This window comes from Neisseria leonii (assembly GCF_028776105.2).
GTDB classification, from domain to species: domain Bacteria; phylum Pseudomonadota; class Gammaproteobacteria; order Burkholderiales; family Neisseriaceae; genus Neisseria; species Neisseria leonii.
In genome coordinates, this window is sequence record NZ_CP145606.1 from 1,255,291 (window position 1) to 1,280,313 (window position 25,023).

Sequence of the window (25,023 nt, forward strand, 5' to 3'; positions counted from 1 at the left end):
AAACTTAAATTCTCTACTCTGATAAAGCTTACTGCTTTGTTGTGAGTAGTTTGTGCCTTTTGTCTTCCACAAACTACTTGATACAATCATCACCCAAATTCTGTTCCGATTTGTTTTACGCCTGAAATACTGTTGCATCAGTATTTCAAACCAAATCAGACAGTGTCTTTGTTTGTTGATTTCGGCTTTCCAATTTGTTAAAGATCGATGCGGTGTTTTTTCAACTTCGCAAATAAAAGCAAGCTGCGCATTCTAGCAGCTTTCTTTGATTTGTAAAGTCTGTATCCGGCAGGCTTGTGGTGGAGGCAAACGGGATCGAACCGATGACCCCCTGCTTGCAAAGCAGGTGCTCTACCAACTGAGCTATGCCCCCAGTGTCTTGCTGTATGATGGTGGGTCTGGTAGGACTTGAACCTACGACCCCACGCTTATCAAGCGTGTGCTCTAACCACCTGAGCTACAAACCCATGTCCTGTAAAGAAACCGGTCATCATCAATGATACTCTTTCAGACGGCCTGCTTCTTCCGCATTCTCTGATTACCGATAAGTGTGGGTGCCCGAGCCTCTTCTTTTCTCTAGAAAGGAGGTGATCCAGCCGCAGGTTCCCCTACGGCTACCTTGTTACGACTTCACCCCAGTCATGAAACATACCGTGGCAAACGGGCCCCTTGCGGTTACCCTATCTGCTTCTGGTATCCCCCACTCCCATGGTGTGACGGGCGGTGTGTACAAGACCCGGGAACGTATTCACCGCAGTATGCTGACCTGCGATTACTAGCGATTCCGACTTCATGCACTCGAGTTGCAGAGTGCAATCCGGACTACGATCGGTTTTGTGGGATTGGCTCCGCCTCGCGGCTTGGCTACCCTCTGTACCGACCATTGTATGACGTGTGAAGCCCTGGTCATAAGGGCCATGAGGACTTGACGTCATCCCCACCTTCCTCCGGTTTGTCACCGGCAGTCTCATTAGAGTGCCCAACCAAATGATGGCAACTAATGACAAGGGTTGCGCTCGTTGCGGGACTTAACCCAACATCTCACGACACGAGCTGACGACAGCCATGCAGCACCTGTGTTACGGCTCCCGAAGGCACAAACTCGTCTCTGAGTTCTTCCGTACATGTCAAGACCAGGTAAGGTTCTTCGCGTTGCATCGAATTAATCCACATCATCCACCGCTTGTGCGGGTCCCCGTCAATTCCTTTGAGTTTTAATCTTGCGACCGTACTCCCCAGGCGGTCGATTTCACGCGTTAGCTACGCTACTAAGGTGTCAAGCACCCCAACAGCTAATCGACATCGTTTAGGGCGTGGACTACCAGGGTATCTAATCCTGTTTGCTACCCACGCTTTCGGGCATGAACGTCAGTGTTATCCCAGGGGGCTGCCTTCGCCATCGGTATTCCTCCACATCTCTACGCATTTCACTGCTACACGTGGAATTCTACCCCCCTCTGACACACTCTAGCCTGCCAGTTCAGAACGCAGTTCCCAGGTTGAGCCCGGGGATTTCACATCCTGCTTAACAAACCGTCTGCGCCCGCTTTACGCCCAGTAATTCCGATTAACGCTCGCACCCTACGTATTACCGCGGCTGCTGGCACGTAGTTAGCCGGTGCTTATTCTTCAGGTACCGTCATGAGGCAACGGTATTAACATCGCCCTTTTCTTCCCTGACAAAAGTCCTTTACAACCCGAAGGCCTTCTTCAGACACGCGGCATGGCTGGATCAGGGTTGCCCCCATTGTCCAAAATTCCCCACTGCTGCCTCCCGTAGGAGTCTGGGCCGTGTCTCAGTCCCAGTGTGGCGGATCATCCTCTCAGACCCGCTACTGATCGTCGCCTTGGTAGGCCTTTACCCCACCAACCAGCTAATCAGATATTGGCCGCTCGAATAACGCGAGGTCCGAAGAGCCCCCGCTTTCTCCCTCAGGACGTATGCGGTATTAGCTAATCTTTCGATTAGTTATCCCCCATTACCCGGTACGTTCCAATATGTTACTCACCCGTTCGCCACTCGCCACCCAAGAAGCAAGCTTCTCTGTGCTGCCGTCCGACTTGCATGTGTAAAGCATGCCGCCAGCGTTCAATCTGAGCCAGGATCAAACTCTTATGTTCAATCTCTAACTTTTTAACTTCTGGTCTGCTTCAAAGAAACCGACAAGGATAAATAAATCTATCCTGTCTGTTTTTGTCGCAGTGTGAGGCTCGCGCACTCACACTTATCGGTAATCTGTTTGTTAAAGAGCAAAGACGATTATTTTAGCACGCAATTTAAAAAAGTCAAAATCTTTTTTCAATCAAACCAAAATAACCCGCCGCAGAAGCAGCGAAGAACAACACTATACCCCCACATAAACAAAAATGCAAGCACTCCAACCGGTTTTTTACCAAAACGTGACAGTCAATCTTTCAAATCTCTATTTTATATGGATTTTATATGCACCCTTTATCGGGCTTCTATGGTCGCGGCTTCTGTGCACGCTTTGATGGGGCTTCTCCCGACGCATAAGGCGGAAGCCCAGGGGCTCGGGACGGGCGCATCCGTAATAACGGGTAACCGTTCGGTACCGCCGGCTTGCGGCCTCCCAAATCCCGGCTTTATTTGGCAGTTTGGTTTTCAGCAAAATCCCCCATCCGAAAAATCTCCCTTCCGCCGGCCTCTGTGCAGGTTAGTCTGCTATGGCTGCCGGATAAAAAGAGGGAAATCTGGAAATCTGGAAATCTGGAAATCTGGAAATCTGGAAATCTGGAAATAAGGTAAGAAGGTAAGAAGGTAAGAAGGTAAGAAGGTAAGAAGGTAAGAAGGTAAGAAGGTAAGAAGGTAAGAAGGTAAGAAGGTAAGAAGGTAAATGTCGGATACCAGTATCCGACCTACTCCTTAAAAAAACATCCATGAAGCCCAAGAACAGAGGCGTGCTTAGCATTAAGTATCTATGGCCGCTAGGGCTTTTTTGCCCGATTCTTAGGTAATGCCGGATACGTCCGGCATTCGGTCGAATTGCAAATAGGCCGCCTGTTTTACCGGTTCAGACGGCCTATCTTTAATAGCAGTATATATTGCAAACCTTATGGCTGCCCTTGTTCTTGCTGAATCCAACCCAGAAGGCCGATTAAAACCAAATTGTCTGCAATACAGATCTGTCCCCAATCGGGCGCGCTCGGCCTTAATGCCTCTGCCACTCTGGCCGCACCGCCGCCGGTAATGACGATATCGACCGTTTTCCCGCCCACGCGGTTGCGCAGTCTTGCCTGCATCAGCAAAACGGCACCGCAAACCGCATCCATCATGCCGCTGGCCAATGCGTTGGGTGTGGTGGTCGCAAACGGATAGACTTTGCCGTGCGGGCGGTTGAGATTGGCGGTTTTCTGCGCCATGGCCTCTTTCATCAGATGGAATCCGGGCATAATGCTGCCGCCGAGATAATGATTGTCGTCGGTCAGCGCGTCGATGGTTACCGCCGTGCCGCAACTGACAACGACGCAGGCATTTTGGCTGAAACGGCGGCTGCCCAGCACATTAAACCAGCGGTCGGCTCCGTGCTCCTGCGGGTTGCGGTAATGGTTTTTGATACCCATGCCCTGTGTCATCGACCCCAACCAGCGTATCGGCTGCAACAGCTGTGCGGCCACTTTGGCCTTTTTTTCTTCGCCGCAAACCGCGCTGCCGATAATCTGCCACTGCACACCGCCGTTCTGCCGCCAGTCTTCCCCCAGCGCGGACAAATCGCGGTAAGGTGCTTTGGAAACGCTTTTCAGACGGCCGTTTTCCACCCACGCCCATTTGAGTTGGCTGTTACCGCCGTCCAAAAGCAGATACTGCGGCCGACTGCCCGGGGGCGGCAGAGGTTCACTCTGCCTCAGGCTGATTTCTCCGCCGAAAAAACGCTGTCTGCCGGCCGGCGTTGCCAAAAGCAGTGCACCCTGATCGTCCACACCGCTCATCTGCCCCTCGGCCAGGCAAGTACCATTGTGCAGCAGGCGTACAGATTGGCCGCAATCACGGTTGGCCGCTTCATAATCCGCACGGTAAGGCGCAAAGCCGTTTTGTGCATAACCGGACAGAATTTGCGCCAACTCGCACATCAACGCCGCCACCAACTCATCGGCGGCCACGGGGCGGGCAGCAACAGCCTGCACCGACGCCACCTGCCCGACTGTCTTGGGCAGCACAAAATTAATACCGATGCCGATGACCGCAACGGTTTTGCCGCCGCTGCGCACAGTTTCAATCAAAATACCGCCCAATTTGCCGGCACCGCAAACCAAATCGTTCGGCCACTTAATCCGGGCAGGAACGCCCGCTGCGGACAAAGCACGCTGGCAGGCGAGCGCGCACACCAAAGCCAGCGCGCCCAACTGCGCCTGCGGCCGGTCAAACACCCACCCCAGACTGAACATCAGGCATTCGCCTTCACGCGCCTGCCAGCTCTTGCCCTGCCGGCCGCGCCCTGCGGTTTGACAATAGACCTGCCGCCAAACACGGTGCGCCGACTCGGGCGACTGTTTGGCCAGCCGCATGACCTCATCGTTGCTGGACGTACACTCATACAGCAAGGCCGTCTGAAAACCGCTTTTTTCACCGCTTCGGTGCAGCAAATCTTCATTCAGCACCGCCAACGGCCGCACCAGCCTCCATTGGCCGTCATGCTGGCGCAGCAGACCGCGGATATGCGGCGGCATCTGCTGCCACAAGCCGTTCAAACCGTGCGGCGGCACACCGGCCGCGCGCGCCAATTCAGTAACATGGCGCGGCAAACCGGACGCCAGCAGCGACAGAAGCCGCCAATGCTGCGCCTGCATCAGGACACCCCTGCCGCACGGATTCGGGCCAATGTCTGCGTCGTCGAGGTTTGATGCCGAAACGGAATAGACAGCACCCGTCCGCCGCGCGCCAGTGTTTCCGCCGCACCGACGATTTTGTCCACCGGCCAGTCGCCGCCTTTCACCAATACATCAGGACGAATCATTTCAACCAACCCGGCCGGTGTATCCTCGTCAAACCACGTTACCAAATCCACACTGGCCAACGCCGCCGCCACCGCTGCACGGTTTGCCAGCGGATTGACCGGCCTGTCGCCACCCTTGCCCAAGCGGCGCACCGAATCATCGGTATTCAACGCCAGCACCAGTGCCGCACCCTCGGCGCGCGCCTGCGCCAGATAAGTAACATGGCCGCGGTGCAGAATATCGAAGCAGCCGTTGGTAAACACCAACGGACGCGGCAAAGCCGCAAGCCGTACCGCCAAATCAGTCGGCGCACAGATTTTCTGCTCGAAATCGGGATTATCGAAACCGTCCATCATATTCTCCCCAACCAAATATCTGCCGCGCATCATACCCGAAGCACGCCCGCAGCAGCAATGAAACACAGGCAGCCTCTTGTTTTATCCACAAAAAGCCTGACCGCCATAGATTAGGTATGCCGTCAAACCCGCCATATTCACCTCTACTTTGCAGAGCCCTGCTGCGCCGGTTTTAGCTTCACAGAAACTCACTTCGCTGGTATTAGCTATGCGGAAAATATTGTTGCACACTATTTCCAGACAGCATAATTTCAGACGGCATAAAACAAAACCCGCCTGAATACAGGCGGGTTTGAATATATGGGGTGGCTGATGGGGCTCGAACCCACGACAACCGGAATCACAATCCGGGGCTCTACCAACTGAGCTACAGCCACCACAAAAAACTTGCGGACTTTCCCATTCTGGCGCGCCCGACAGGAATCGAACCTGTAACCGCCCGCTTAGAAGGCGGGTGCTCTATCCGGTTGAGCTACGGGCGCTCTAACCTTATTTCCTGTCGCGCTTGACATCAAGGGCGTTGGTCGGGGCGGTGGGATTCGAACTCACGACCCTCTGCTCCCAAAGCAGATGCGCTAACCAGGCTGCGCTACGCCCCGACAGAAGCGCGAACTATACCGGCCATTTTCCATTCCGTCAATCACGAAAACACCGGATACGCCAACCAATGTCCTTATCTGTTTTATTTTTATCGGAATTTATTTCACAGCCGCCCGACAACGGGGAACCGTCTGTTTCAGGCAGGCTTGTACCATGCCGTCTGAAAATAGTGCGCAACACTATTTCTGCGAGGCTAAAATTTCTTCGAAGCCAAAACCGGCGCAGCGGGTTTCTGCGGAGGCGGAAAAATGCGACAATACCGCCCGCTATCTTTAATTCATTTCCATTCCGCAAGAAAGAATGCTCATGTCTGCACAACTGATTAACGGTAAAGAAATTTCCCGACAACGCCTGGATATGGTGGCCGGACGCGTGGCCGAACGCACCGCAAAAGGGCTGCACACGCCCTGTCTGGCGGTGGTACTGGTGGGTAACGACCCCGCCAGCGCGGTATATGTGCGCAACAAAAAAATCGCCTGCGAAAAAGTCGGCTTCCGCTCGCTCTCCTATGAATTGGACGCCGACACCACCCAGCAGCAACTGTTGGAACTGGTCGACAAATTAAATGCCGACGATTCGGTGGACGGCATTTTGGTACAACTGCCTCTGCCCGCCCAAATCGACAGCCAGGCCGTTTTAGAACGGATTCTGCCGCACAAAGATGTAGACGGTTTCCACCCGTACAATGTCGGCCGTCTGGCCGTGAAAATGCCGCTGATGCGCCCCTGTACGCCCAAAGGCGTGATGACGCTGCTGGAAACCTGCGGTATCGATGTCGAAGGCAAAAAAGCCGTGGTCGTCGGCGCATCGAATATTGTCGGCCGCCCGCAGCTGCTGGAACTGTTGCTGGCGCGTGCCACGGTAACCATCTGCCACAGCAAAACCCGAAATCTGGCCGAAGAAGTGGCCGCCGCCGATATTGTGGTCGCGGGCGTGGGCATTCCGAACTTTATCAAAGGCGAATGGATCAAACCCGGTGCCGTCGTTATCGATGTCGGCATCAACCGCCTGCCCGACGGCAGCCTGTGCGGCGATGTGGAATTTGAAGCAGCCAAAGCGCGCGCAGCCATGATTACACCCGTTCCCGGCGGCGTGGGACCGATGACGATTGCCACCCTGCTGGAAAACACTTTATACGCCGCCGAACTGCACGACCCGGCCTAAACACTAATAATGTAATTATTCTCTGTCTCAGATGATGATAGTCAACGTTTACGAACAAATATGGCAAAAACGAGAACAATTGTCCCAGTAAATCCTAGCTACAACCTTCCTCTTTATGGAAAATAGAAGCAACGCACAACCGCGATAGGATATGTGACCTTTCATTAGAAAAGAAGACTGCTATGCTGATTGTTATAGGTGGATCCGGTATGCTTTTGGAGGCGACCCAGGTTCTGACTAAAAGGTATAGAGCAGATGTGTTACTGTGCAGTAGAGACCGTGATTCTTATGGCTCTCTTCTGAAAGAAAATGCTCATGCTCAGTTTGTCCCTTTTGATTTCTCAAGGGAAAGCGATTATCAAAGCTTGGAAGAGCAGGTGATTCATCGAGAGGAAAGGTTACAATTCTTGGTTTGGGTTCATAGTCCTTATTATCCATATCTGTCAAAATTTTTGATGAAGTTGAAAAAATTGATTGATATCGTTTATTTGGTTAAGGGGAGTAACAGTCACTCCTTACCCCTAAATTTGACACAAGAATTGCCCTTAAAACTTATCCAGTTAGGAGTCCATCCGACAGAAAACCGCTGGTTGACCAATCATGAAATTAGTCAGCAGGTTTTAGATGCGATGCTTGAAAAAAGAAGAGTTTTGGGAAGCAATAGAGCGCCAAGAGATTTATTCTATAATAAAAATTATTGTTCATGCGTTTGTTGAAAATGGCCAAACTGAGGCGGCTCCAACAACAGCCCGTCTGAAACAGCACAGGCGTTTTAGCTTCGCCAAATCCGCCTAAACGGCGTTTTAGCTTCGCAGAAACTCGCCGTGCTCGTTTTCAGACGGCCTCTTTGGTACAGATTGCACAGCCTGTAACCCGACACCACCCTTTAACCGGAAACCGTAGGTCGGATTCCAGAATCCGACCTACCATCCAGTACGCCAGTCTTTTTATACCCCGACGGAGATACCCATGCGCGCCGTGATTCAAAAAGTAACCCATGCCGCCGTTGATGTGGTGGACGGTACACACCGCGAAACCGTCGGCAAAATCGGCGGCGGGCTGATGGTACTGCTCGGTGTCGGACACGGCGACAGCGAAGCCGATGCCCGCTATATCGCCGACAAAATCGCCACCCTGCGTATTTTTGAAGACGAAAACGGCAAACTCAACCGTTCGCTGCACGACACCGGCGGCAGCGTGCTGCTGGTATCCCAATTCACGCTCTATGCCGATGCACGCAGCGGACGGCGGCCGTCATTCTCCGCCGCCGCCCGCCCCGAAGAAGCCGAACGGCTGTATCAAACCGTTGCCGCACAGCTGCGCAGTCACGGCATCGATGTCGCGACCGGCCGTTTCCAAACCCATATGCAGGTTTCTTTGTGCAACGACGGCCCGGTTACCCTGCTGTTGGACTCGGCCAAACAGTTTTAAGCACACAGCAAGAGGCCGTCTGAATGCAGACCATGCTGTTTTCAGACGGCCTCTATCACCAATCGTGCCTTCCATTTGATGTGCGGTTTGAAACGTCCTGCTGCATCACGCAAAGGCCGGGTCTGCCGCCGATAAGAATACGGCCTCCATTTTTGCCGACACCCCTGCACCCTCCCCGGCCACGCGCATCGCCCGAAACGCAAATCCTGCTGTATTTTCGGCCGTAAAAAGCCCCGGAAGCCGGTAACCGGCTGCCGGGGCACAGTTCAAAAGAGGCGGTATGACTCTGCACAACCGCCCGACCGCGTCGGTCTAGCCGAATACCGCCCGCAGAATAAAGAAGCAGACAACCGACAAAATCGATGCGGCAGGCAGCGTGATGACCCATGCCAGCGCAATCGGCTTCATCGCCTGCCAGTTGGCATTGCGGTTTACCAGACCGATACCCAATACGGCACCGACCAGAACGTGCGTACTGGAAATCGGCAAACCGGAAAGAGACGCCATCATCACAACCGAAGCGGCGGCCAGCTCCGCAGTAAAACCGGAAGACGGATGCATCTCGGCCAGCGTCGTCCCAACCGTTTTAATCACTTCCTTGCCGATAAACCACAAGCCCACAATCAAAGCAATGCCGAACGTCAGCAACACCACCGGCGGCACCGGAGCCGATGTACCGATTTCGCCCGTACGCAATACATCCATAATCGCAGCAAACGGGCCGATGGCGTTGGCAATATCGTTGGCTCCGTGGCTGAACGCAAAACCCGCCGCCGTAAATACCTGCATCCAGCTGAACATCAGGAAAGTCGATTTAGCCAAATCTTTGCGTTTGAGCGTTTTGGCATAAATAAACGTAGCCAGCCAAATACCGGCACCGATCATCAGAATCGTCAGATAGCTGCTCAATTCGCTCATGCCCAAGTTCAGGTTTTTCAAACCTTTGAAAATCAGCATCGCCGAAATCATCATACCGCCCACCGCAGAAATCAGCGGCACCCAAGAATGCAGTGCTTTATAGGTATCGATGCTGTTTTTGCGCTCGTTAATCTCGTGCAGACCCTGATAATACGCAGACTCCAACTCACTGGCATCAAAATCCTGCTCATTGTAGATCTGCGCATCACGCGCCATAGCGGAAGCAACCTGAATTTTTTCCTGCTCAGACAACGCTTCAAAACGTTGGCGGTAATCTTCTTTATAAGCCTTCTTTTCCGCCTTAATCTCTTTCAGCCGCTCTTCAATACGGTCGTTATAGTCCAAAACGTATTTTTTGACTTGGGAAAACAGGATATAGGAGACCAAGCCCCCCATCACCGGAGACAGTATCCAAGAAACCGCAATCTGACCGATTTTCCCCCACTGCACCAAAGCCAGCGAACCCGACGCATCGCCGCTGAGCAGATAGCCCAGCATCATCGAGCTGCCGACAATACCGCCGATAATCGCATGCGTTGTCGATACGGGAAAACCCCTTTTGGTAGCAAACAGCAGCCACAAAGCCGCCGCCAGCAGAGAAGACATCATCACATAGACAAACTGCATCGGCTCCATCGGAATGGAATCCATATTGACGATGCCGCTGCGGATGGTGGCCGTTACCTCGCCGCCTGCAATCACCGCTCCGCTGACCTCAAAAACAGCGGCAACCAGCAAAGCCTGAGTAACCGTCAGCGTTCCCGCGCCCACCGAAGTACCGAATGAGTTGGCCACATCGTTGCCGCCGATATTGAATGCCATAAATACGCCGAACAGCGTAGCCAAAAGGAACATCGTGATATGGTTGTACTGGGTATAGCCCAAACCCCAATAAACAAAATAGCCGACCATGCTTACCAGCATGACAGCAAACGTTATATTGATTTTATACATATGGGTGTTTACGGATTTCGTCTGCACCATGATACGCCCTCAGGAACCTGTCAAAAATGAAAATACCTGCCGCTTGCAGGCTGGCGAAGTATAAACAGCCAATATGACAAAAATGCGACAGCACACAAACTTGCACTAAAAGCGGTAACTATTATAAATTCAAGTACTACGCCAAGAAAGATACCGATGCACCAAAACCTGAACTTTCCCGCACCCTCCGCACCGCTGCGCTTTTACGCCGTCGTTCCCGACGCACAATGGGTAGCACGCATGGCCGCCGCCGGTGCCGATACCGTTCAGTTGCGCAACAAAACACTCAGCGGAGCGGCACTGGAAGCCGAAATCCGCCGCAGTGTGGCCGTCTGCCGCGATACCGCTGTCCAGCTGTTTATCAACGATTACTGGGAGCAGGCCATCGATGCGGAGGCATACGGCGTTCACTTGGGACAGGAAGATATGGACAGTGCAGACTTGGCCGCCATCGCAAAAGCCGGTCTGCGCTTGGGCATCAGCACCCACTCAACTGACGAACTCGACCGCGCCCTGGCCGTCTGCCCCAGCTACGTTGCCTGCGGTGCCGTATTCCCCACCACCACCAAAGTCTTGAAAAGCGAGCCGCAAGGCTTGGAAAACCTGCGCCGTTATGTACAGCAGGCAGGCAGTACGCCCGTCGTCGCCATCGGCGGCATTGACTTGGACAACGCACAGGCCGTCTTAAAAACCGGCGCCGCCTCGCTGGCCGTAGTACGCGCCGTAACCGAAGCGGCCGATCCGGAAGCCGTTGTCCGCCGTTTTCAGGCCTTATGGCCTTAACCCCCAACCGAGTAAACCGACCATGAACACCGATATAACCTTGTTGACGTACTTATTACCTGCCGCAGCCGCCCTGCTTGCCGGCCTGATTATGTGGATCGTGATGCGCAGCCGCGCGCAGCAGGCCGCCCGAACCCAAGCAGCCGCCTACCAGTCCCGCGAAGCCGAATCGGCACAACGGTTGGCAGTTGCCCAAGACCGCCTGCTGCATACCGAAACCTTATATCAGGAGGGCGAAACTGCTTTACAGCAAATCCGTGCCGAACATACCGCCCTGCACCACCGTCTCACCGAAGCGGAAACCCTCTGCCGCCGCCTGCCCGAATTGGAAGCACAACTGGCCGAGAGTCTTGCGTACACACAACATTGGCAGGAACAGGCACAGCAGCATGCCCGCGAACTCAGCGGGCAAGCCGAACACGTCCGCCATCTGGAAACGCAAACCGCCGAAACAGGCCGTCTGAAAGCCGCCCTGACCGAACTGCAGCAGCAATTGGCCGACAGCCGCCTGCAATACACCCGGCTGAAAACCCAAGCCGAACAGGAGCAGGCCGCCCACGAAGAAAAACTTGCCCTGCTCAACGATGCCCGCAACCAGTTGGGCGCACAGTTTCAACACCTGGCCAACGCAATCTTCGAAGAAAAAAGCCGTCGCATTACCGAGCAGAACCATGAATACTTAGGCCGCCTGCTCACCCCGCTGAACGAACGTATCCACGGTTTCAGCCAACTGGTGCAGCAGACCTACGAAAAAGAAACCAAAGAACGGCTGACCTTAGAAAACGAACTGAAACGCCTGCAACTGCTCAACAGCCAGCTGCACCACGACGCCAAGGCCCTGACCCAAGCCCTGCTCGGAACACAGAACAAATCGCAGGGCAGCTGGGGCGAAATGATATTGGAAAGCGTGCTGGAACACTCCGGCCTGCAAAAAGGGCGCGAATACATCACTCAGGCCGTCGGCAGCCGCACAGAGGAAGACGGCAGTATCCGCCGCCTGCAACCCGACGTTTTAATCAACCTGCCCGACGGCAAACAAATCATCATCGATGCCAAAGTTTCGCTCACCGCCTATGTCCGCCATACCGAAGCGGCGGATACCGAGACTGCCGCACGCGAACTGGCTGCCCATATCCAATCGGTACGCAGCCACGTCAAAACCCTGTCGCAAAAACAGTACAGCGATATCGAAGGCCTGCATACACTGGATTTCGTCTTTATGTTTATTCCGATCGAACCGGCCTACCTGAGCGCGCTGCAACACGACGGCAGCCTGTTTCAGGAATGCTTCGACAAACGCATCATGCTGGTCGGCCCCAGCACCCTGCTCGCCACCCTGCGCACCGTCGTCAACCTCTGGCGCAACGAACAGCAGAACCTCAACGCCCAGAAAATCGCCGAAGAAGGCGGCAAACTGTACGACAAATTCGTCGGCTTCGTACAGACGCTGGAAAAAGTGGGCAAAAACCTCAGTCAGGCACAAAGCGAATACCAAAACGCCTACAACCAACTCTCCGGCGGTCGCGGCAACCTGATTACCCGTGCCGAAAAACTGCACCGTCTGGGCATCAAAGCGGGCAAACGGCTCGACAAAACGCTGACGGAAGCAGCCGCACACACCGCCGACCGCCTGCCTCTGCCCGCCGGCCAATCCGACTCCGAAACCGGCCACTGACACTTTGCCGCACCCGCAGACAAAAAAGGCCGTCTGAAAACGGTATACCCGGCATAGGTTCCCGTTTTCAGACGGCCTAATTTATATTAAAGGTCCGCCCGTCCGCCTGAATCGGCTGCCTGCTCCGTATCAGCCAAACGGGCAAACCATGCCCCCACCACCTGATTGACCTCGTCAATCCCCTGTTTTTTCAGACTGGAAAACAGCTGCACCGACACTTCTTGGCGGCCGGTAAACGGTTTTAAGGCTTTTTTGACAGAAGACAAAGTTTTCAGCTGGTCGTTCCTGGATAATTTATCTGCCTTGGACAGCAGGATATGCACCGGCCGGCCGGTAGGTGCTAAAAAATCCAGCATCTGAATATCCAAAGGTTTGAGCGGGTGGCGGCAGTCCATAATCAGCACCAAACCCAAAAGCTGGCGGCGGGTTTGCAGATAACGGCCGAGCAGTTCCACCCAATGGCGGCGCACCGCCTCCGGCACTTCGGCATAACCGTATCCCGGCAGATCCACCATAAAATGCCCGTTGGCCAAACCGAAAAAATTGATATGCTGCGTCCGCCCCGGCGTTTTCGACACATAAGCCAGCCGCACATGGTTGCACAGCGCATTGATCGCGCTGGACTTGCCCGCATTCGAACGGCCGACAAAAGCAATTTCCGCGCCGGTATCGGGCAAATCTTTCACATGATTGACCGTGGTAAAAAATTTTGCGTTTTGAAATAAGTTCATAAATCTGGAAAAACAAAGTAAATCTGGTATAGAATACCACGTTTGAAGAATAAACGGTTTAACCGGGCGGCAGACAACGTCCGGCATATGTATAAGAAAAGGTACCGCGCAATCCGGCGGTACCGCTATCAGGAGCCTTCCATGAAACGTATGACCCTGCTTGTCCTGGCATCCGCCGCCGCTGCGGCATCGGCCGCGCCCAAAGCCGACATCGCCAGAGGCAAAGAAATCGCCACCACCGTCTGCGCGGCCTGCCACGCGGCAGACGGCAACAGCGGTGTGGTAATGTACCCGAAACTGGCCGGACAACACCCCGCCTACACCATCAAAGAAACTCTGGCGATTAAAAACCACAAACGCCTGACCGGTGCCGCCGCCTCCATGGCACCGATGGTGGCCGGACTGTCCGACCAGGACATCGCCGATGTGGCCGCCTATTACAGCAAACAATATCCCAAACCGGGCGAAGCCAATCCGAAGCAGAACTTTGAGCTGGGTGCCAAAATCTTCCGAGGCGGCCTGGCAGACAAAAAGATTCCCGCCTGCATGGCCTGCCACAGCCCGAACGGTGCCGGTATGCCCGCAGGCGGTACCGAAGTGGCGGCCTATCCCCGTTTGAGCGGCCAGCATCAGTCCTACATTGTAGAACAGCTCAAAGCCTATGCTTCCGGCCAGCGCAAATCGGGCATGATGGGCGACATTGCCAAACGCATGACGGAAGAAGAAATGAACGCCGTCGGCAACTTTATCCAAGGCCTGCACTAAACTGCCTGTATGTTCGGGCTGCCGTACCTCCGGTACCGGCAGCCCGATTGTTTTGCCTGTTTAGGCCGTCTGAAACACGGCCGTCCGCTATCCGTCCGCCAGCCCTGTTTTCAGACGGCCTGACAGTCTGTTTTTTACGCGTTTCCTGCTGGTCAATCCAACAGGTTTATCAGATAATTACCCTTTTTGTCCGCCAGCGGCAAACACTTATCCGAACCACGCCTGCCACCTTATGAAACCCGAACGAACCCCGCTTATCCGCCGCCCGTGGTTTGCCTTTCTCAGCTCCATGCGCTTCGCCGTCTCTCTGCTGAGCATTCTGGGCATTGCCTCGATTATCGGCACGGTTCTGCCGCAGAATATGCCGATGACCCAATACATCGTCAAATTCGGCCCGTTCTGGACGGAAATCTTCCGCACCCTCGGACTGTTTGACGTTTATGCTTCGGGCTGGTTTGTGCTGATCATGATCTTTCTGGTACTCAGCACCGCCCTGTGTCTGTGGCGCAACATACCGCCGTTCTTGAAAGACATGCGCTCCTTCCGCCTGAAAACCGGCGAAAAATCCCTGTCCGCCATGAGGCACAGCAGCCTGCTTCCCGCAGCCCTGACACCGGAAACCGCCGCACGCTACCTGACCGCGCAAGGCTTCCAAACCCGTCAGGCACGCCGCGAAGACGGTTCGGTACTGGTCGCGGCCAAAAAAGGGGCAATGAACCGCTGGGGTTATATTTTTGCCCATCTGGCCTTGATTGTGATCTGTATCGGCGGCCTGATCGACAGCAATCTGTTTTTAAAAATCGGCACCCTGACCGGCCGCATCGTCCCCGACACCGGCTCCCAATTCGCCAACCAGTTCAAACCCGAAAGCAAAATGGGGCTGAACAATATCTCGTTTCGCGGCAACGTCAACATCACCGAAGGCCAAACCGCCGACGTGGTTTTTTTAAATGCCGACAACGGTATGCTGGTTCAGGATCTGCCGTTCAGCGTGAAGCTCAACCGCTTCCATCTGGAATATTACGATACCGGTATGCCGAAAAACTTTGCCAGTGATCTGACCATCACCGACAAGGCCAGCGGCAAATCGTTCGACCAAACCATACGCGTCAACCACCCGCTCAGCATCAACGGCATCACCATCTATCAGGCCAGTTTTGCCGACGGCGGCTCCGATGTACGCTTCAAGGCATGGGACTTGGCTGGTTACAGCAGCCGCTATGCCGACCTGAACGCCGTTTCCATGAGTACCTTCCCGCTGAATTTGGGCAGCGGCAAAGAATACCGTCTCGAAATCGACCAGTTTACCGCCACCAACATCGAAGACATGAGCGCGCCGCCTGCCGAAAGAAGCTGGGGCGAAGCCATCAATGATGTCCGGGCGGTGCGCCACGCCAAAAAATTCAGCAATCTCGGTCCTTCGGTCATCTACCGCCTGCGCGACGGTGCGGGACAGGCCGTCGAATTTAAAAACTATATGCTGCCGGTCGAGCAGGAAGGCGACTACTACTACATTACCGGCACGCGCACCGATGTGAAAAAGCCCTACCGCTGGCTGCGTATTCCCATCGACAAAGCCGGGAAAATCGATACCTTTATGGCCTTGCGCCAATCCGTTGCCGATGCCGCCCTGCGCCGTGAAATTGTGGCCGCTGCGGCGGCCGAGTCGCCCGAAGCCATCCGCAAACCGTTTACCCGGGCCGTCGAAAATACGCTGGCACTGTTTGCACGCGGCGGCTATCTGGCGCTCAACGATTTTATGAACGGCAATATCCCCGAAGCCGAACGCGAAAAAACCCGCGATTATTTCTACCAAATCCTGTACGGCAGCCTCAACAGCCTGCTGGAAGAAACCATCAGGCGCAACAAGCTGCCCGAATGGCCGCAGGACGAAGCGCGCAACCGCTTCCTGCTCGCCGCGATGGACGCCTACACCGGCCTGACCGAATACCCCGCCCCCGTCCTGCTGCAACTGGACGGCTTCAAAGAAGTGCGCTCTTCCGGCCTGCAAATGACCAAATCACCCGGCGCCGCTTTGGTGTATCTGGGGTCGGTACTGCTGGTTTTGGGCACGTTTTTTATGTTCTACATCCGCGAAAAACGCGCGTGGCTGCTGTTTTCAGACGGCCGTATCCGCTTTGCCATGTCTTCCGGCCGCAACGAACGCGATCTCGAAAAAGAATTTCCCCAACACGTTGAACGTTTGGCGCAATTAGCACAGGACTTAGACCATGAATCCCAACCCCGCCGATAAATCCGCCCCCGCACCGCAACACGCGCTGCTGTATTCCGCCTCCCCCATCGGGACGCTCGGCCCGGCCGACTGGCTGTTTGCCGCAGCCATGGCCGCCGTTGCCGCTTTTGTCCAATACACTCTGCCGCAGCACATGGACATCTATGAAACCGTGATTCTGTGGAGCAGTGCCGCCGGTGCCGTTGCCTTAGGCTGGTTCTTCAAACCCCTGCGCTGGTATCTTCCCCTGTGCATCGCGCTGGCTTACAGTGCCGTCAAACTGTATGCGGGCGATATGCAGAACGGCGAAGACTTTTTACTGCGCTATTTTCTCAGCAGCCAGTCGGCCATTATGTGGCAGTGTACCTTTGTCTTTATCGCCTGGTTCTGCTATCTGGCCGGCACTTTGGCCGCCCGCCGCCACAGCAGCCCCACCAATACCCTGCTCAACCTCGGTACGGCCTTCACTTGGCTCTCCGCTGTCGGCGGGCTGACCGGCCTGTTGGTGCGCTGGCATGAAAGCTATCTGCTGCGCCCCGATGCCGGTTATATTCCGGTGTCCAATCTCTATGAGGTCTTCGTCCTGTTCCTGATTGTTACCGCCCTGATGTATCTCTATTACGAGAAAAAATTCGCCATTCAGCGTCTGGGCGTATTTGTACTGACCTTTATGGCCGCTTTGGTCGGCTTTATTCTGTGGTACAGCATTTCGCGCGGCGCGCACGCCATTCTGCCGCTGATTCCGGCCTTGCAGTCGTGGTGGATGAAAATCCATGTACCGGCCAACTTCGTCGGCTATGGCGCGTTCTGTATTGCCGCCATGCTCGGTGTGGCCGAACTTTGGGTGTTGAACCGGGAAGCCAAAGGCCTCAAAAGCCGCCTGCCCGCTTCACACCTGATTGAAGAAGTCATGTACAAAGCCATTGCGGTGGGCTTTCTCTTTTTCACCATCGCCACCATTCTCGGCGCACTGTGGGCGGCGGATGCGTGGGGGCGTTATTGGAGCTGGGACCCGAAGGAAACTTGGGCGTTTATCGTCTGGCTCAACTACGCCGTCTGGCTGCATCTGCGGCTGGTGGCCGGCTGGCGCGGCAAGATATTGGCCTGGTGGGCGGTAACCGGCCTGTTCATTACCGCCTTTGCCTTTATCGGCGTGAATATGTTTCTCAGCGGTCTGCATTCTTACGGCAGTCTGTAACCCTTAGGCCGTCTGAAAACCTTTTCATACAGTTTTCAGACGGCCTTTATTACCGGCCCGAAGAAGCCTAACCAAGCTTCACAGTATCTCTTCCCGCGGCGGGCATTGGTTTTTTCAATGCAAGCTGTTAAACTGTCCGCATCTTTATTTTCAGGATCGGCACACTTTATGAAAGACGCGGAGCAGAGCGGGTTAAACCACCATACCGCCGTCTTTATGCGCCGTTTTCGGGCAGCCTGATGTTTGCAGGCTGCTTTTTGCTGTTTGAAGGAAACACATCATCATGGATTTCAGCTGGCTGGCCGAACCGCACACTTGGATAGGCTTTGCAACCCTGCTGCTGCTCGAAGTCGTGCTCGGCATCGACAATCTGGTCTTCATCGCCATTCTGGCCAATAAAGTCAAACCCAAACTGCGCGACCGCGCCCGTATTGTCGGCCTGTCGCTGGCCGTGGTCATGCGCGTCATTATGCTCGGCCTGATGGCCTATGTGATGGCACTGACCGAACCGTTTGTGGAAATATTCGGCTGGCCGGTAGCGGGCAAAGACCTGATTATGCTGCTGGGCGGCCTGTTCCTGCTCTACAAAGCCACCACCGAACTGCACGAACGGCTGGAAGGCGCAAACCACTTCGCCGTTGCCGACACGCAGAAAAAACACGCACCGTTTTGGGGCGTGGTAGTACAGATTCTGGTACTGGACGCAGTATTTTCGATTGATTCCGTCATTACCGCCGCTGCGATGGTGGACCATATCGTCGTGGCCATGGCCGCCGTAGTCATCGCGATGGCCGTCATGCTGATGGCCAGCAAACCTCTGACGGACTTTGTCGAACGCCACCCCACTGTCGTCATGCTCTGTTTGGGCTTTTTGCTGATGATCGGTTTCAGCCTGATTGCCGAAGCTTTCCATTTCCAAATTCCCAAAGGCTATCTCTACGCCGCCATCGGTTTCTCGATTCTGATTGAAATATTCAACCAAGTATCGCAGAAAAACACCAAACGCAACGACTACATCAGCAGCTCGTGGCGGCAGCGCACCGCCGAAAACGTTCTGGGCATGATGGGCATACGCGAAAGTATTCTGGCCACTTCCGGCAACAGCGGCAGCGGCCACTTTGAAGAAAACGAAAAATCCATGATCCGCAGCGTGCTGACACTGGCCGAACGGCCGGTCATGGGCATCATGATTCCGCGCCGCGACATCGAACGGCTGGACATTTCTCAAAGCCGCGAAGAGCAGAAACAGCACCTGAAAAACACGCCCTACTCCCGCCTGCTGGTGGTCGGCAAAGCCGGTGTCGACGAGCCTTTGGGCTACATCAATAAAAAAGACCTGCTCGGCCAAATGCTGGAAAACGGCGACTGGAATATCCAAGCCGCCCTGCGCCAGCCGCTGATTCTGCCCGACAGCACCAACGCCCTGACCGCCATCGAACTGTTCCGCGCCAACAGTGCCGACTATTCGCTGGTGGTCGATGAATTCGGTGCCATCTTGGGCATGGTTACCATGAAAGACCTGCTGGAAACCATCGCGGGCGATTTCCCCGAAGAATTCGAACGCGAAGAAGCAACCGCCGAAGCCGCCACCGTTTCCGATTCGGGCATGATTGTGGACGGCTCGCTGGAATATGTCGAACTGGCACCGCAACTCAACCTGCCGCCGCAGGAAGAAGATGCCGACTACCACACCGTCGCCGGCCTGATGATGGAAGAAATGCAGAGCATTCCCGAAGTGGGCGAAGGCACGGCGTTTCACGGCTGGTATTTTGAAGTACTGGAAAAAGAAGGCCAACGCATCGAACGGATTAAAATCACCCCGCTACCCGCCGAAGAGTAAAGGAAACTGCCATGAATATCGTGCACCAACCCGAATCCCGCCGCTTCGTCTATCAGGAAGACGGCCACACCGCCCATCTCGATTACCGCGATGAAAACGGCCGTCTGAACTTCCACCACACTTGGGTTCCGCCCGAACTGGGCGGGCGCGGCATCGCCTCGGCACTCGCCCGCCACGCACTCGATCACGCCCGCAGCGAAAAACGCCTCGTCATTCCGTCCTGCTCCTTTGTCGCAGGCTATATCGAAAAACACCCCGAATATCGGGACTTGCTCTGACAATTTACGTTTGGCCAAACCGACAGAATACGGCATCTGCCCCGTGAGGCCGTCTGAAAACCAAGCAGGCCGCTGTTCAGACGGCCGCCGACCAAACCGCACACCATCATGCTGCATCGCGGCACATCATCTGGTGCGGATACACCAAACATCCAGTACACACAGTCGGCAGCCATCGGGCTTTACCCTGTACCCTGCCGAACAACCCATCAGCCGCATCGGCTCTGCCGTTTTGGCCGACAGCCCGCGTTGTGCCGCTTCACACTGCCTGCGCTGACGGCAAAAAATCTGCACACGCGGTGTACCATCGCACAACCCATAGAAAAAAGCACGGAAGGGAATCCGTGCTTTTTGATTGTCGGCAGAATATCGGCCGGCTGAACCGGCAATCGATATTCTATCTGCATTCATTACAACTGCCGGCCCCAATCGGATACAGGTACCGGCCGTATCCGTTTTAACCGGTAAATTTCTTAAATACCAGCGTACCGTTGGTACCGCCGAAGCCGAACGAGTTGGAAATGGCCACATCGATTTTCAAATCGCGCGCTTCGTTGGCGCAATAGTCCAAATCGCAACCGCCCTCAATGTCCTGCTCGAAAATATTGATGGTGGGCGGCGATTTCTGTTCGTATACCGCCATCACGCTGTAAACCGCCTCCACGCCGCCGGCCGCGCCCAGTAAATGACCGGTCATCGATTTGGTGGAATTGATGACGGCTTTTTCCGCCTGGCTGCCCAAAGCCAGTTTCAGCGCATTGGTTTCATTGGCATCACCCAGCGGCGTGGAAGTACCGTGTGCATTCACATAATCCACTTCGTCGGCACGGATACCGCCGTCTTTCAAGGCTCGCGTAACCGCCAGCGCGGGACCTTCGGTATTCGGCGCGGTAATGTGGTACGCATCGGAGCTCATACCGAAACCCGCCAATTCGGCGTAAATCTTCGCCCCGCGTTTTTTGGCGTGTTCCAGCTCTTCCAACACCAGCACGCCCGCACCCTCGCCCATCACAAAACCGTCGCGGTTTTTGTCCCACGGACGCGAAGCGGTTGCGGGATCGTCGTTGCGGGTGGACAGTGCCTTCATCGCGGCAAAACCGCCCATGCCCAGCATACAGACCGCACCTTCCGCCCCGCCGGCAATCATCACGTCCGCATCGCCGTATTGAATCATGCGGGCGGAATCGCCGATAGAGTGCGCGCCGGTGGTACAGGCCGACACCATGCCGTAGCTGGGGCCGCGGTAGCCTTTGAGAATGGTTACATGACCGGAAATCAGGTTAATCAGCGAGCCGGGAATAAAGAACGGATTGATTTTGCGCACGCCGTTTTCAAATACGGCCTGTGCCGTCTGCTCGATGCTCGGCAGGCCGCCGATACCCGAACCGATGTTCACGCCCACCCGGTCTTTGTCCAGAACGGTGCAGTCGTCCAATCCCGCATCGGCAATCGCCTGCAGGGAAGCCGCGATGCCGTAGTGGATAAAGTCGTCCATACGGCGCGCCTCTTTGGCACTGATGTATTGCCCGATGTCGAAACCGCGCACTTCTCCGGCAATCTGGCTGTTGAGTTCCGAAGCATCGAAACGGGTAATGGCACCGATGCCGCTTTTGCCCGCGAGCAGATTTGTCCAAGCCGAAGCCACATCGTTTCCCACGGGCGATACCTGCCCCAAACCGGTAATAACCACTCTTCTCTGACTCATATATCATCTCGCTGTGTGTTGCCCGACCCGAGGCCGTCTGAAAATCTGTTCTGCAACAGCCACCGGAACCTGCATCTGCCATACTCAGGTTTTACCCGGCGGAGGGAAAGACGCAGGCGCCTGATCCCGATCGGATTGACCGACCAATCAATAAAACAGCCCCTGTGTGCAGGCAAGCCCGCGCGCAGAGGCCGGTTTATTCAACGGGCATCAAGCCTGATGGGCGGTAATGTAGTCGATTGCCAGTTGTACGGTGGTGATTTTTTCGGCTTCTTCATCGGGAATTTCACAGCCGAAAGCTTCTTCCAAAGCCATCACCAGCTCGACAGTATCCAGAGAGTCTGCACCCAGATCGTCTTGGAAGGAAGATTCGTTTTTCACTTCGGCTTCGGCAACACCCAGCTGCTCGGCAACGATTTTCTTCACTTGTTGTTCGATGTTTGACATATTTTCAGTCCTTTAAAAGCCTTTTAACGGCGTGGTTACAGTAAAATTCAACCGTTCGACGCGGATTGTATCAAATCGGTTTAGAGTTTTCCATCTATTTTTAAACGCGCAGACTGCGGTTTTCAGACGGCCTGTCTGTGCCGCATATTAGCATAGGCTGAATTTGCACTACAAGCGGCTTTTGCGCGGCGCGGATCAGCCTGCCTTTGTGCCGACGGTTTGGCGCAGGAAAGTCAGCAGGGCAGCCAATTCTTCGGCGGCGGCCTCCTGTGTGCCGTTGCCGGTATGCCCGCCCTGACCGGGGGCGTACAGCCAGCTTTGCGGCGAGATTTCACGCAGGCGCGCATAGAATTTCAGTGCGTGGGCAGGGTGGACGCGGTCATCGCTCAGGCTGGTGCTGATCCATGCGGGCGGATAATCCGTACCTTCGCGCAATTGGTGGTAGGGCGACAACTGCGCCAGATAAGTGTGCATTTCGGGTTGGTCGGGGTCGCCGTACTCATCTGTCCAGCTGGCACCGGCCGACAGGCGGTGGTAACGGAGCATATCGGTCAGCGGCACTTCGCACACCAGCGCGCCCATGCGCCCGGGTGCGCGGACAAACGCACAGGCCGCCACCAAGCCGCCGTTGCTGCCGCCCTGAACCGCAATTTTTGCGGGCGAAGACAGGCCGCGCTGTGCCAAATCGCCGATAACGGCCAATAAGTCGTCCGCGCTTTTGTGCTTGTTCCGCCCCTGCGCCGCGCGGTGCCAATATTTGAATTCGCCGCCGCCGCGCACATTGGCCAGCACGAACGCACCGCCCGCCGCCACCCAATGCCGCCCGATATTGCCCAAATAGTGCGGCAGCTCGGGCACACCGAAACCGCCGTACACATACACCAGCGCGGGCGTGTCGGGCGATGCATCCTTGGCGACATAATAGTAGGGAACGGCCGTACCGTCGGCACTGTCCGTCCAATATTGGCCGACCTGCACGCCTGCCGTGTCGTACTGTTTGGGCTGGCGGCGCAGCACACTCAGCTCATTAACCTGCAAATCGAGTGAAAACAGTGTCAGCGGCGTGGTGAAATCGCCCGCGGCCAGATACAGCACATCGCCGCCCCACGGCTGGTCGGCCAATTCCAGCGCGCCTTGGGGCAAGTCGGGCAAGGCCTGTTCCTGCCAGGTGTCGTCCTGCCATTTCCACGCTTTCAGACGGCCTGCCACATTGTCCAGCAGATTGACGACGATAAAGCGTTTGGTGGTTTCCACGGCGGCAACCGCCTGTTTGTCGTCCGGCTCGAAAATCACTTGTGCCGCACCCAATACGCCTTTGTTGAGTTTGACCGCCACCAGTGCACCGGCCGGATAATGTTGGTTGGCGCGCGTCCATGCGCCGCGCAGCTGAACCAGCAGCTGACCGGCCAGATAGCCGACAATATCGCAGTCCGGCGGCAGGTTGAGACGGACGGTGCTGCCGTCGGCCAACACCTGCAAATAGTCTTTGGTAAAAAAACCGTCTGCCGATTCGATGAAATCTACCGGCGCACCCTGCCCGTCCAGATAACGCCAGGCATGGACCATCATGCCGTCGGTTTCCATGCGGTACACCGGCAGGCCGTCTGAAAATGCTTCGCCCCTGCGCAGCAGCCACACTTCACGCGGATAACCCGACGACGTCAATTGGTTTTCGTCCCAAGCGGGGCAGACCCACACACTGTTTTCGTCGCGCCACGCGATATGGCTTTTGGCGGCGGGAAAATGGAAACCGTCGGCCACAATCTGCCGTGCGGCCAAGTCGAATTCCAGCGTATAGGCCGCATCGCCGCCCGCCACACTCAGGCTGAGCAGGGCGCGGTGCGGGGCTTCGACATAATGCGACACACCGTCCAGATACACATCGTCGCCCAATATTTCATCAAAATCGGCCACCGAAAACAGAATCTCCCAATCCGGTATCCCCGCGCGGTAAGCCGATGCCGAGCAGACGCGGTACACGCCTTTCGGATAATCGGCACTTTGATGGAAATGGTACATCCGTGCGCGGTGTTCCTGACAAAACGGAATCTGCCTATCGTCCTGCAATTGGGCAAGAATATCCTGTTTGAGACGCCGAAATTCATCGGACTGCATAAACCGCTGCCGGGTTTGTGCGTGTGCTTGGGCGGCGAAGCGGCGGGTGGCTTCGGCGTCGATGTCTTCAAAGTGTGAAAAAGGATCGTGCATAAATCAGGCCGTCTGAAAAAGGAAGTCGGTCACGGATCGGGAAAACGGTAAAAGGCAGACACAGCCTGCCTTTTGCCCTGGCAACGGATACCGCCCTCAGCTGCGGACGGGCATCAACCTGGCCACAGCCGCCTCCAAAGCCTCGCGGTGTTCCGCCGCAACATAGGGGCGCAACAGGCTGAGATCCCGCAGCACGCCCAACTGTTTCGACTCCGCACCCAACTTGTCGCGCCCGCGCACCGAGCCGTGGAAATCAAACCAGTATTTCGTGATAATCCACAGATTTAATGCAAGACTCTGCAAATCTTCACGGCTTGCCTGCAACAGCCCCTGACCGACCAGCGTTTCCAGATAATGCAGCACGCGCGGCGAGGCTTTGGCACGGGTAAATTCATTGTGGTCGCCCAACAGTTCGGCACTGCGCGACAGCAGCGAATTCATGTCGCTGAACAAAAAGCGGTAATCCCACATAATATCGAATACGCCGGTTAAATGTTCCACCACCATATCGATGCTTTTGGGCAGCTCGGCACCGCGTATCCACGCCATCATGCGGCTGCTGTACTGCTGGTGCAGCTGCAAAATGATTTCGTCTTTATTGCGGAAGTGGTAATACAGATTGCCCGGACTGATGCCCAAATGGGCGGCGATATGGTTGGTGCTGATATTGCGCTCGCCCTCTTCGTTGAACAGAACCAAACTGGCTTCCACAATCCGCGCGTAGGTATTCGGTCGGGTTTCTTTCGCCATCTTT

19 protein-coding genes, 5 tRNA genes and 1 rRNA gene are annotated in these 25,023 nt (G+C 55.3%); 11 read left to right on the plus strand and 14 right to left on the minus strand.

Annotated features, from left to right (window positions below):
* Positions 1-297: 297 nt before the first annotated feature.
* The 8 genes from ORY85_RS06020 to ORY85_RS06055 form a co-directional block, all read right to left on the minus strand.
* A tRNA-Ala gene (locus ORY85_RS06020) sits at positions 298-373 on the minus strand.
* Positions 374-390: 17 nt separating this feature from the next.
* A tRNA-Ile gene (locus ORY85_RS06025) sits at positions 391-467 on the minus strand.
* A gap of 113 nt (positions 468-580) precedes the next feature.
* Positions 581-2,121: ribosomal RNA gene (locus ORY85_RS06030) — 16S ribosomal RNA — on the minus strand.
* A gap of 951 nt (positions 2,122-3,072) precedes the next feature.
* Positions 3,073-4,806 carry a bifunctional biotin--[acetyl-CoA-carboxylase] ligase/type III pantothenate kinase gene (locus ORY85_RS06035; protein ID WP_274572237.1) on the minus strand — a complete coding sequence of 578 codons (1,734 nt, stop codon included), beginning with the start codon at positions 4,804-4,806 and terminating at the stop codon, positions 3,073-3,075.
* Positions 4,806-5,306: an adenylyltransferase/cytidyltransferase family protein gene (locus ORY85_RS06040; protein ID WP_405030350.1), complete on the minus strand. Its 501-nt coding sequence runs from the start codon at positions 5,304-5,306 to the stop codon at positions 4,806-4,808. The genes ORY85_RS06035 and ORY85_RS06040 overlap by 1 nt, the downstream gene beginning before the upstream one ends.
* 304 nt (positions 5,307-5,610) lie before the next feature.
* Positions 5,611-5,686, minus strand: a tRNA-His gene (locus ORY85_RS06045).
* Positions 5,687-5,714: 28 nt separating this feature from the next.
* Positions 5,715-5,791: transfer RNA gene (locus tag ORY85_RS06050), tRNA-Arg, on the minus strand.
* A gap of 39 nt (positions 5,792-5,830) precedes the next feature.
* A tRNA-Pro gene (locus ORY85_RS06055) sits at positions 5,831-5,908 on the minus strand.
* A 307-nt stretch (positions 5,909-6,215) separates the two neighbouring features.
* Here ORY85_RS06055 and folD point away from each other — a divergent pair.
* The 3 genes from folD to dtd all read left to right on the plus strand — a co-directional run bounded on the left by folD (position 6,216) and on the right by dtd (position 8,504).
* Positions 6,216-7,073 (plus strand): bifunctional methylenetetrahydrofolate dehydrogenase/methenyltetrahydrofolate cyclohydrolase FolD, encoded by an 858-nt coding sequence (gene folD / locus ORY85_RS06060; protein ID WP_274572238.1) that lies wholly within the window; start codon positions 6,216-6,218, stop codon positions 7,071-7,073.
* 182 nt (positions 7,074-7,255) lie between these two features.
* Positions 7,256-7,789: a hypothetical protein gene (locus ORY85_RS06065; RefSeq protein WP_274572239.1), complete on the plus strand. Its 534-nt coding sequence runs from the start codon at positions 7,256-7,258 to the stop codon at positions 7,787-7,789.
* A gap of 253 nt (positions 7,790-8,042) precedes the next feature.
* Positions 8,043-8,504 (plus strand): D-aminoacyl-tRNA deacylase, encoded by a 462-nt coding sequence (gene dtd / locus ORY85_RS06070; protein ID WP_274572240.1) that lies wholly within the window; start codon positions 8,043-8,045, stop codon positions 8,502-8,504.
* A gap of 312 nt (positions 8,505-8,816) precedes the next feature.
* Here the strand turns inward: dtd and ORY85_RS06075 are convergent, their stop codons facing one another.
* On the minus strand, positions 8,817-10,406 hold the full coding sequence (locus ORY85_RS06075) for an inorganic phosphate transporter (protein WP_274572241.1): 1,590 nt from the start codon (positions 10,404-10,406) through the stop codon (positions 8,817-8,819).
* Positions 10,407-10,562: 156 nt separating this feature from the next.
* Between ORY85_RS06075 and thiE the strand changes: the two genes are divergently transcribed.
* Both thiE and rmuC read left to right on the plus strand, forming a co-directional pair.
* On the plus strand, positions 10,563-11,189 hold the full coding sequence (gene thiE, locus ORY85_RS06080; RefSeq protein WP_274572242.1) for a thiamine phosphate synthase: 627 nt from the start codon (positions 10,563-10,565) through the stop codon (positions 11,187-11,189).
* A gap of 34 nt (positions 11,190-11,223) precedes the next feature.
* Complete coding sequence (gene rmuC, locus ORY85_RS06085) at positions 11,224-12,864, plus strand: DNA recombination protein RmuC (RefSeq protein ID WP_405030351.1); 1,641 nt, start codon at positions 11,224-11,226, stop codon at positions 12,862-12,864.
* Positions 12,865-12,950: 86 nt separating this feature from the next.
* Here rmuC and yihA read toward each other — a convergent pair whose 3' ends face one another.
* Entirely contained in the window at positions 12,951-13,595 is a 645-nt protein-coding gene (gene yihA / locus ORY85_RS06090; RefSeq protein ID WP_274572244.1) for a ribosome biogenesis GTP-binding protein YihA/YsxC, read from the minus strand.
* Positions 13,596-13,736: 141 nt separating this feature from the next.
* On the opposite strand from yihA, the gene ORY85_RS06095 reads away from it, so the two are divergent.
* From ORY85_RS06095 to ORY85_RS06120, 6 genes are all read left to right on the plus strand, one after another.
* Complete coding sequence (locus tag ORY85_RS06095; protein WP_274572245.1) at positions 13,737-14,360, plus strand: cytochrome c; 624 nt, start codon at positions 13,737-13,739, stop codon at positions 14,358-14,360.
* Positions 14,361-14,592: 232 nt separating this feature from the next.
* Positions 14,593-16,614 (plus strand): cytochrome c biogenesis protein ResB, encoded by a 2,022-nt coding sequence (locus ORY85_RS06100; protein WP_274572246.1) that lies wholly within the window; start codon positions 14,593-14,595, stop codon positions 16,612-16,614.
* Positions 16,592-17,791, plus strand: a complete 1,200-nt coding sequence (gene ccsB, locus ORY85_RS06105; protein ID WP_274572247.1) for a c-type cytochrome biogenesis protein CcsB — start codon at positions 16,592-16,594, stop codon at positions 17,789-17,791. The genes ORY85_RS06100 and ccsB overlap by 23 nt, the downstream gene beginning before the upstream one ends.
* A 283-nt stretch (positions 17,792-18,074) precedes the next feature.
* On the plus strand, positions 18,075-19,631 hold the full coding sequence (locus ORY85_RS06110; protein WP_274572249.1) for a TerC family protein: 1,557 nt from the start codon (positions 18,075-18,077) through the stop codon (positions 19,629-19,631).
* An 11-nt stretch (positions 19,632-19,642) separates the two neighbouring features.
* A complete protein-coding gene (locus tag ORY85_RS06115) occupies positions 19,643-19,909 on the plus strand; it encodes a GNAT family N-acetyltransferase (protein ID WP_274572250.1) in 267 nt (88 codons plus the stop codon).
* Positions 19,910-19,919: 10 nt separating this feature from the next.
* A complete protein-coding gene (locus ORY85_RS06120; RefSeq protein ID WP_274572251.1) occupies positions 19,920-20,186 on the plus strand; it encodes a hypothetical protein in 267 nt (88 codons plus the stop codon).
* Between the two features lie 180 nt (positions 20,187-20,366).
* Here the strand turns inward: ORY85_RS06120 and fabF are convergent, their stop codons facing one another.
* The 4 genes from fabF to ORY85_RS06140 all read right to left on the minus strand — a co-directional run bounded on the left by fabF (position 20,367) and on the right by ORY85_RS06140 (position 25,019).
* Entirely contained in the window at positions 20,367-21,614 is a 1,248-nt protein-coding gene (gene fabF / locus ORY85_RS06125) for a beta-ketoacyl-ACP synthase II (RefSeq protein WP_274572252.1), read from the minus strand.
* Between the two features lie 210 nt (positions 21,615-21,824).
* Positions 21,825-22,061 (minus strand): acyl carrier protein, encoded by a 237-nt coding sequence (gene acpP, locus ORY85_RS06130; RefSeq protein WP_274572253.1) that lies wholly within the window; start codon positions 22,059-22,061, stop codon positions 21,825-21,827.
* Between the two features lie 195 nt (positions 22,062-22,256).
* Positions 22,257-24,269 carry a prolyl oligopeptidase family protein gene (locus ORY85_RS06135; RefSeq protein ID WP_274572254.1) on the minus strand — a complete coding sequence of 671 codons (2,013 nt, stop codon included), beginning with the start codon at positions 24,267-24,269 and terminating at the stop codon, positions 22,257-22,259.
* A 96-nt stretch (positions 24,270-24,365) separates the two neighbouring features.
* Entirely contained in the window at positions 24,366-25,019 is a 654-nt protein-coding gene (locus ORY85_RS06140; protein ID WP_274572255.1) for a TetR/AcrR family transcriptional regulator, read from the minus strand.
* Positions 25,020-25,023: the final 4 nt, after the last annotated feature.

Coding starts and splice junctions, on each gene's coding strand:
- ORY85_RS06035 (WP_274572237.1), bottom strand. CDS start 4,806: ATGCAGGCGCAGCATTGGCGGCTTCTGTCGCTGCTGGCGTCCGGTTTG.
- ORY85_RS06040 (WP_405030350.1), bottom strand. CDS start 5,306: ATGGACGGTTTCGATAATCCCGATTTCGAGCAGAAAATCTGTGCGCCG.
- folD (WP_274572238.1), top strand. CDS start 6,216: ATGTCTGCACAACTGATTAACGGTAAAGAAATTTCCCGACAACGCCTG.
- ORY85_RS06065 (WP_274572239.1), top strand. CDS start 7,256: ATGCTGATTGTTATAGGTGGATCCGGTATGCTTTTGGAGGCGACCCAG.
- dtd (WP_274572240.1), top strand. CDS start 8,043: ATGCGCGCCGTGATTCAAAAAGTAACCCATGCCGCCGTTGATGTGGTG.
- ORY85_RS06075 (WP_274572241.1), bottom strand. CDS start 10,406: ATGGTGCAGACGAAATCCGTAAACACCCATATGTATAAAATCAATATA.
- thiE (WP_274572242.1), top strand. CDS start 10,563: ATGCACCAAAACCTGAACTTTCCCGCACCCTCCGCACCGCTGCGCTTT.
- yihA (WP_274572244.1), bottom strand. CDS start 13,595: ATGAACTTATTTCAAAACGCAAAATTTTTTACCACGGTCAATCATGTG.
- ORY85_RS06095 (WP_274572245.1), top strand. CDS start 13,737: ATGAAACGTATGACCCTGCTTGTCCTGGCATCCGCCGCCGCTGCGGCA.
- ORY85_RS06100 (WP_274572246.1), top strand. CDS start 14,593: ATGAAACCCGAACGAACCCCGCTTATCCGCCGCCCGTGGTTTGCCTTT.
- ccsB (WP_274572247.1), top strand. CDS start 16,592: ATGAATCCCAACCCCGCCGATAAATCCGCCCCCGCACCGCAACACGCG.
- ORY85_RS06110 (WP_274572249.1), top strand. CDS start 18,075: ATGGATTTCAGCTGGCTGGCCGAACCGCACACTTGGATAGGCTTTGCA.
- ORY85_RS06115 (WP_274572250.1), top strand. CDS start 19,643: ATGAATATCGTGCACCAACCCGAATCCCGCCGCTTCGTCTATCAGGAA.
- fabF (WP_274572252.1), bottom strand. CDS start 21,614: ATGAGTCAGAGAAGAGTGGTTATTACCGGTTTGGGGCAGGTATCGCCC.
- acpP (WP_274572253.1), bottom strand. CDS start 22,061: ATGTCAAACATCGAACAACAAGTGAAGAAAATCGTTGCCGAGCAGCTG.
- ORY85_RS06135 (WP_274572254.1), bottom strand. CDS start 24,269: ATGCACGATCCTTTTTCACACTTTGAAGACATCGACGCCGAAGCCACC.
- ORY85_RS06140 (WP_274572255.1), bottom strand. CDS start 25,019: ATGGCGAAAGAAACCCGACCGAATACCTACGCGCGGATTGTGGAAGCC.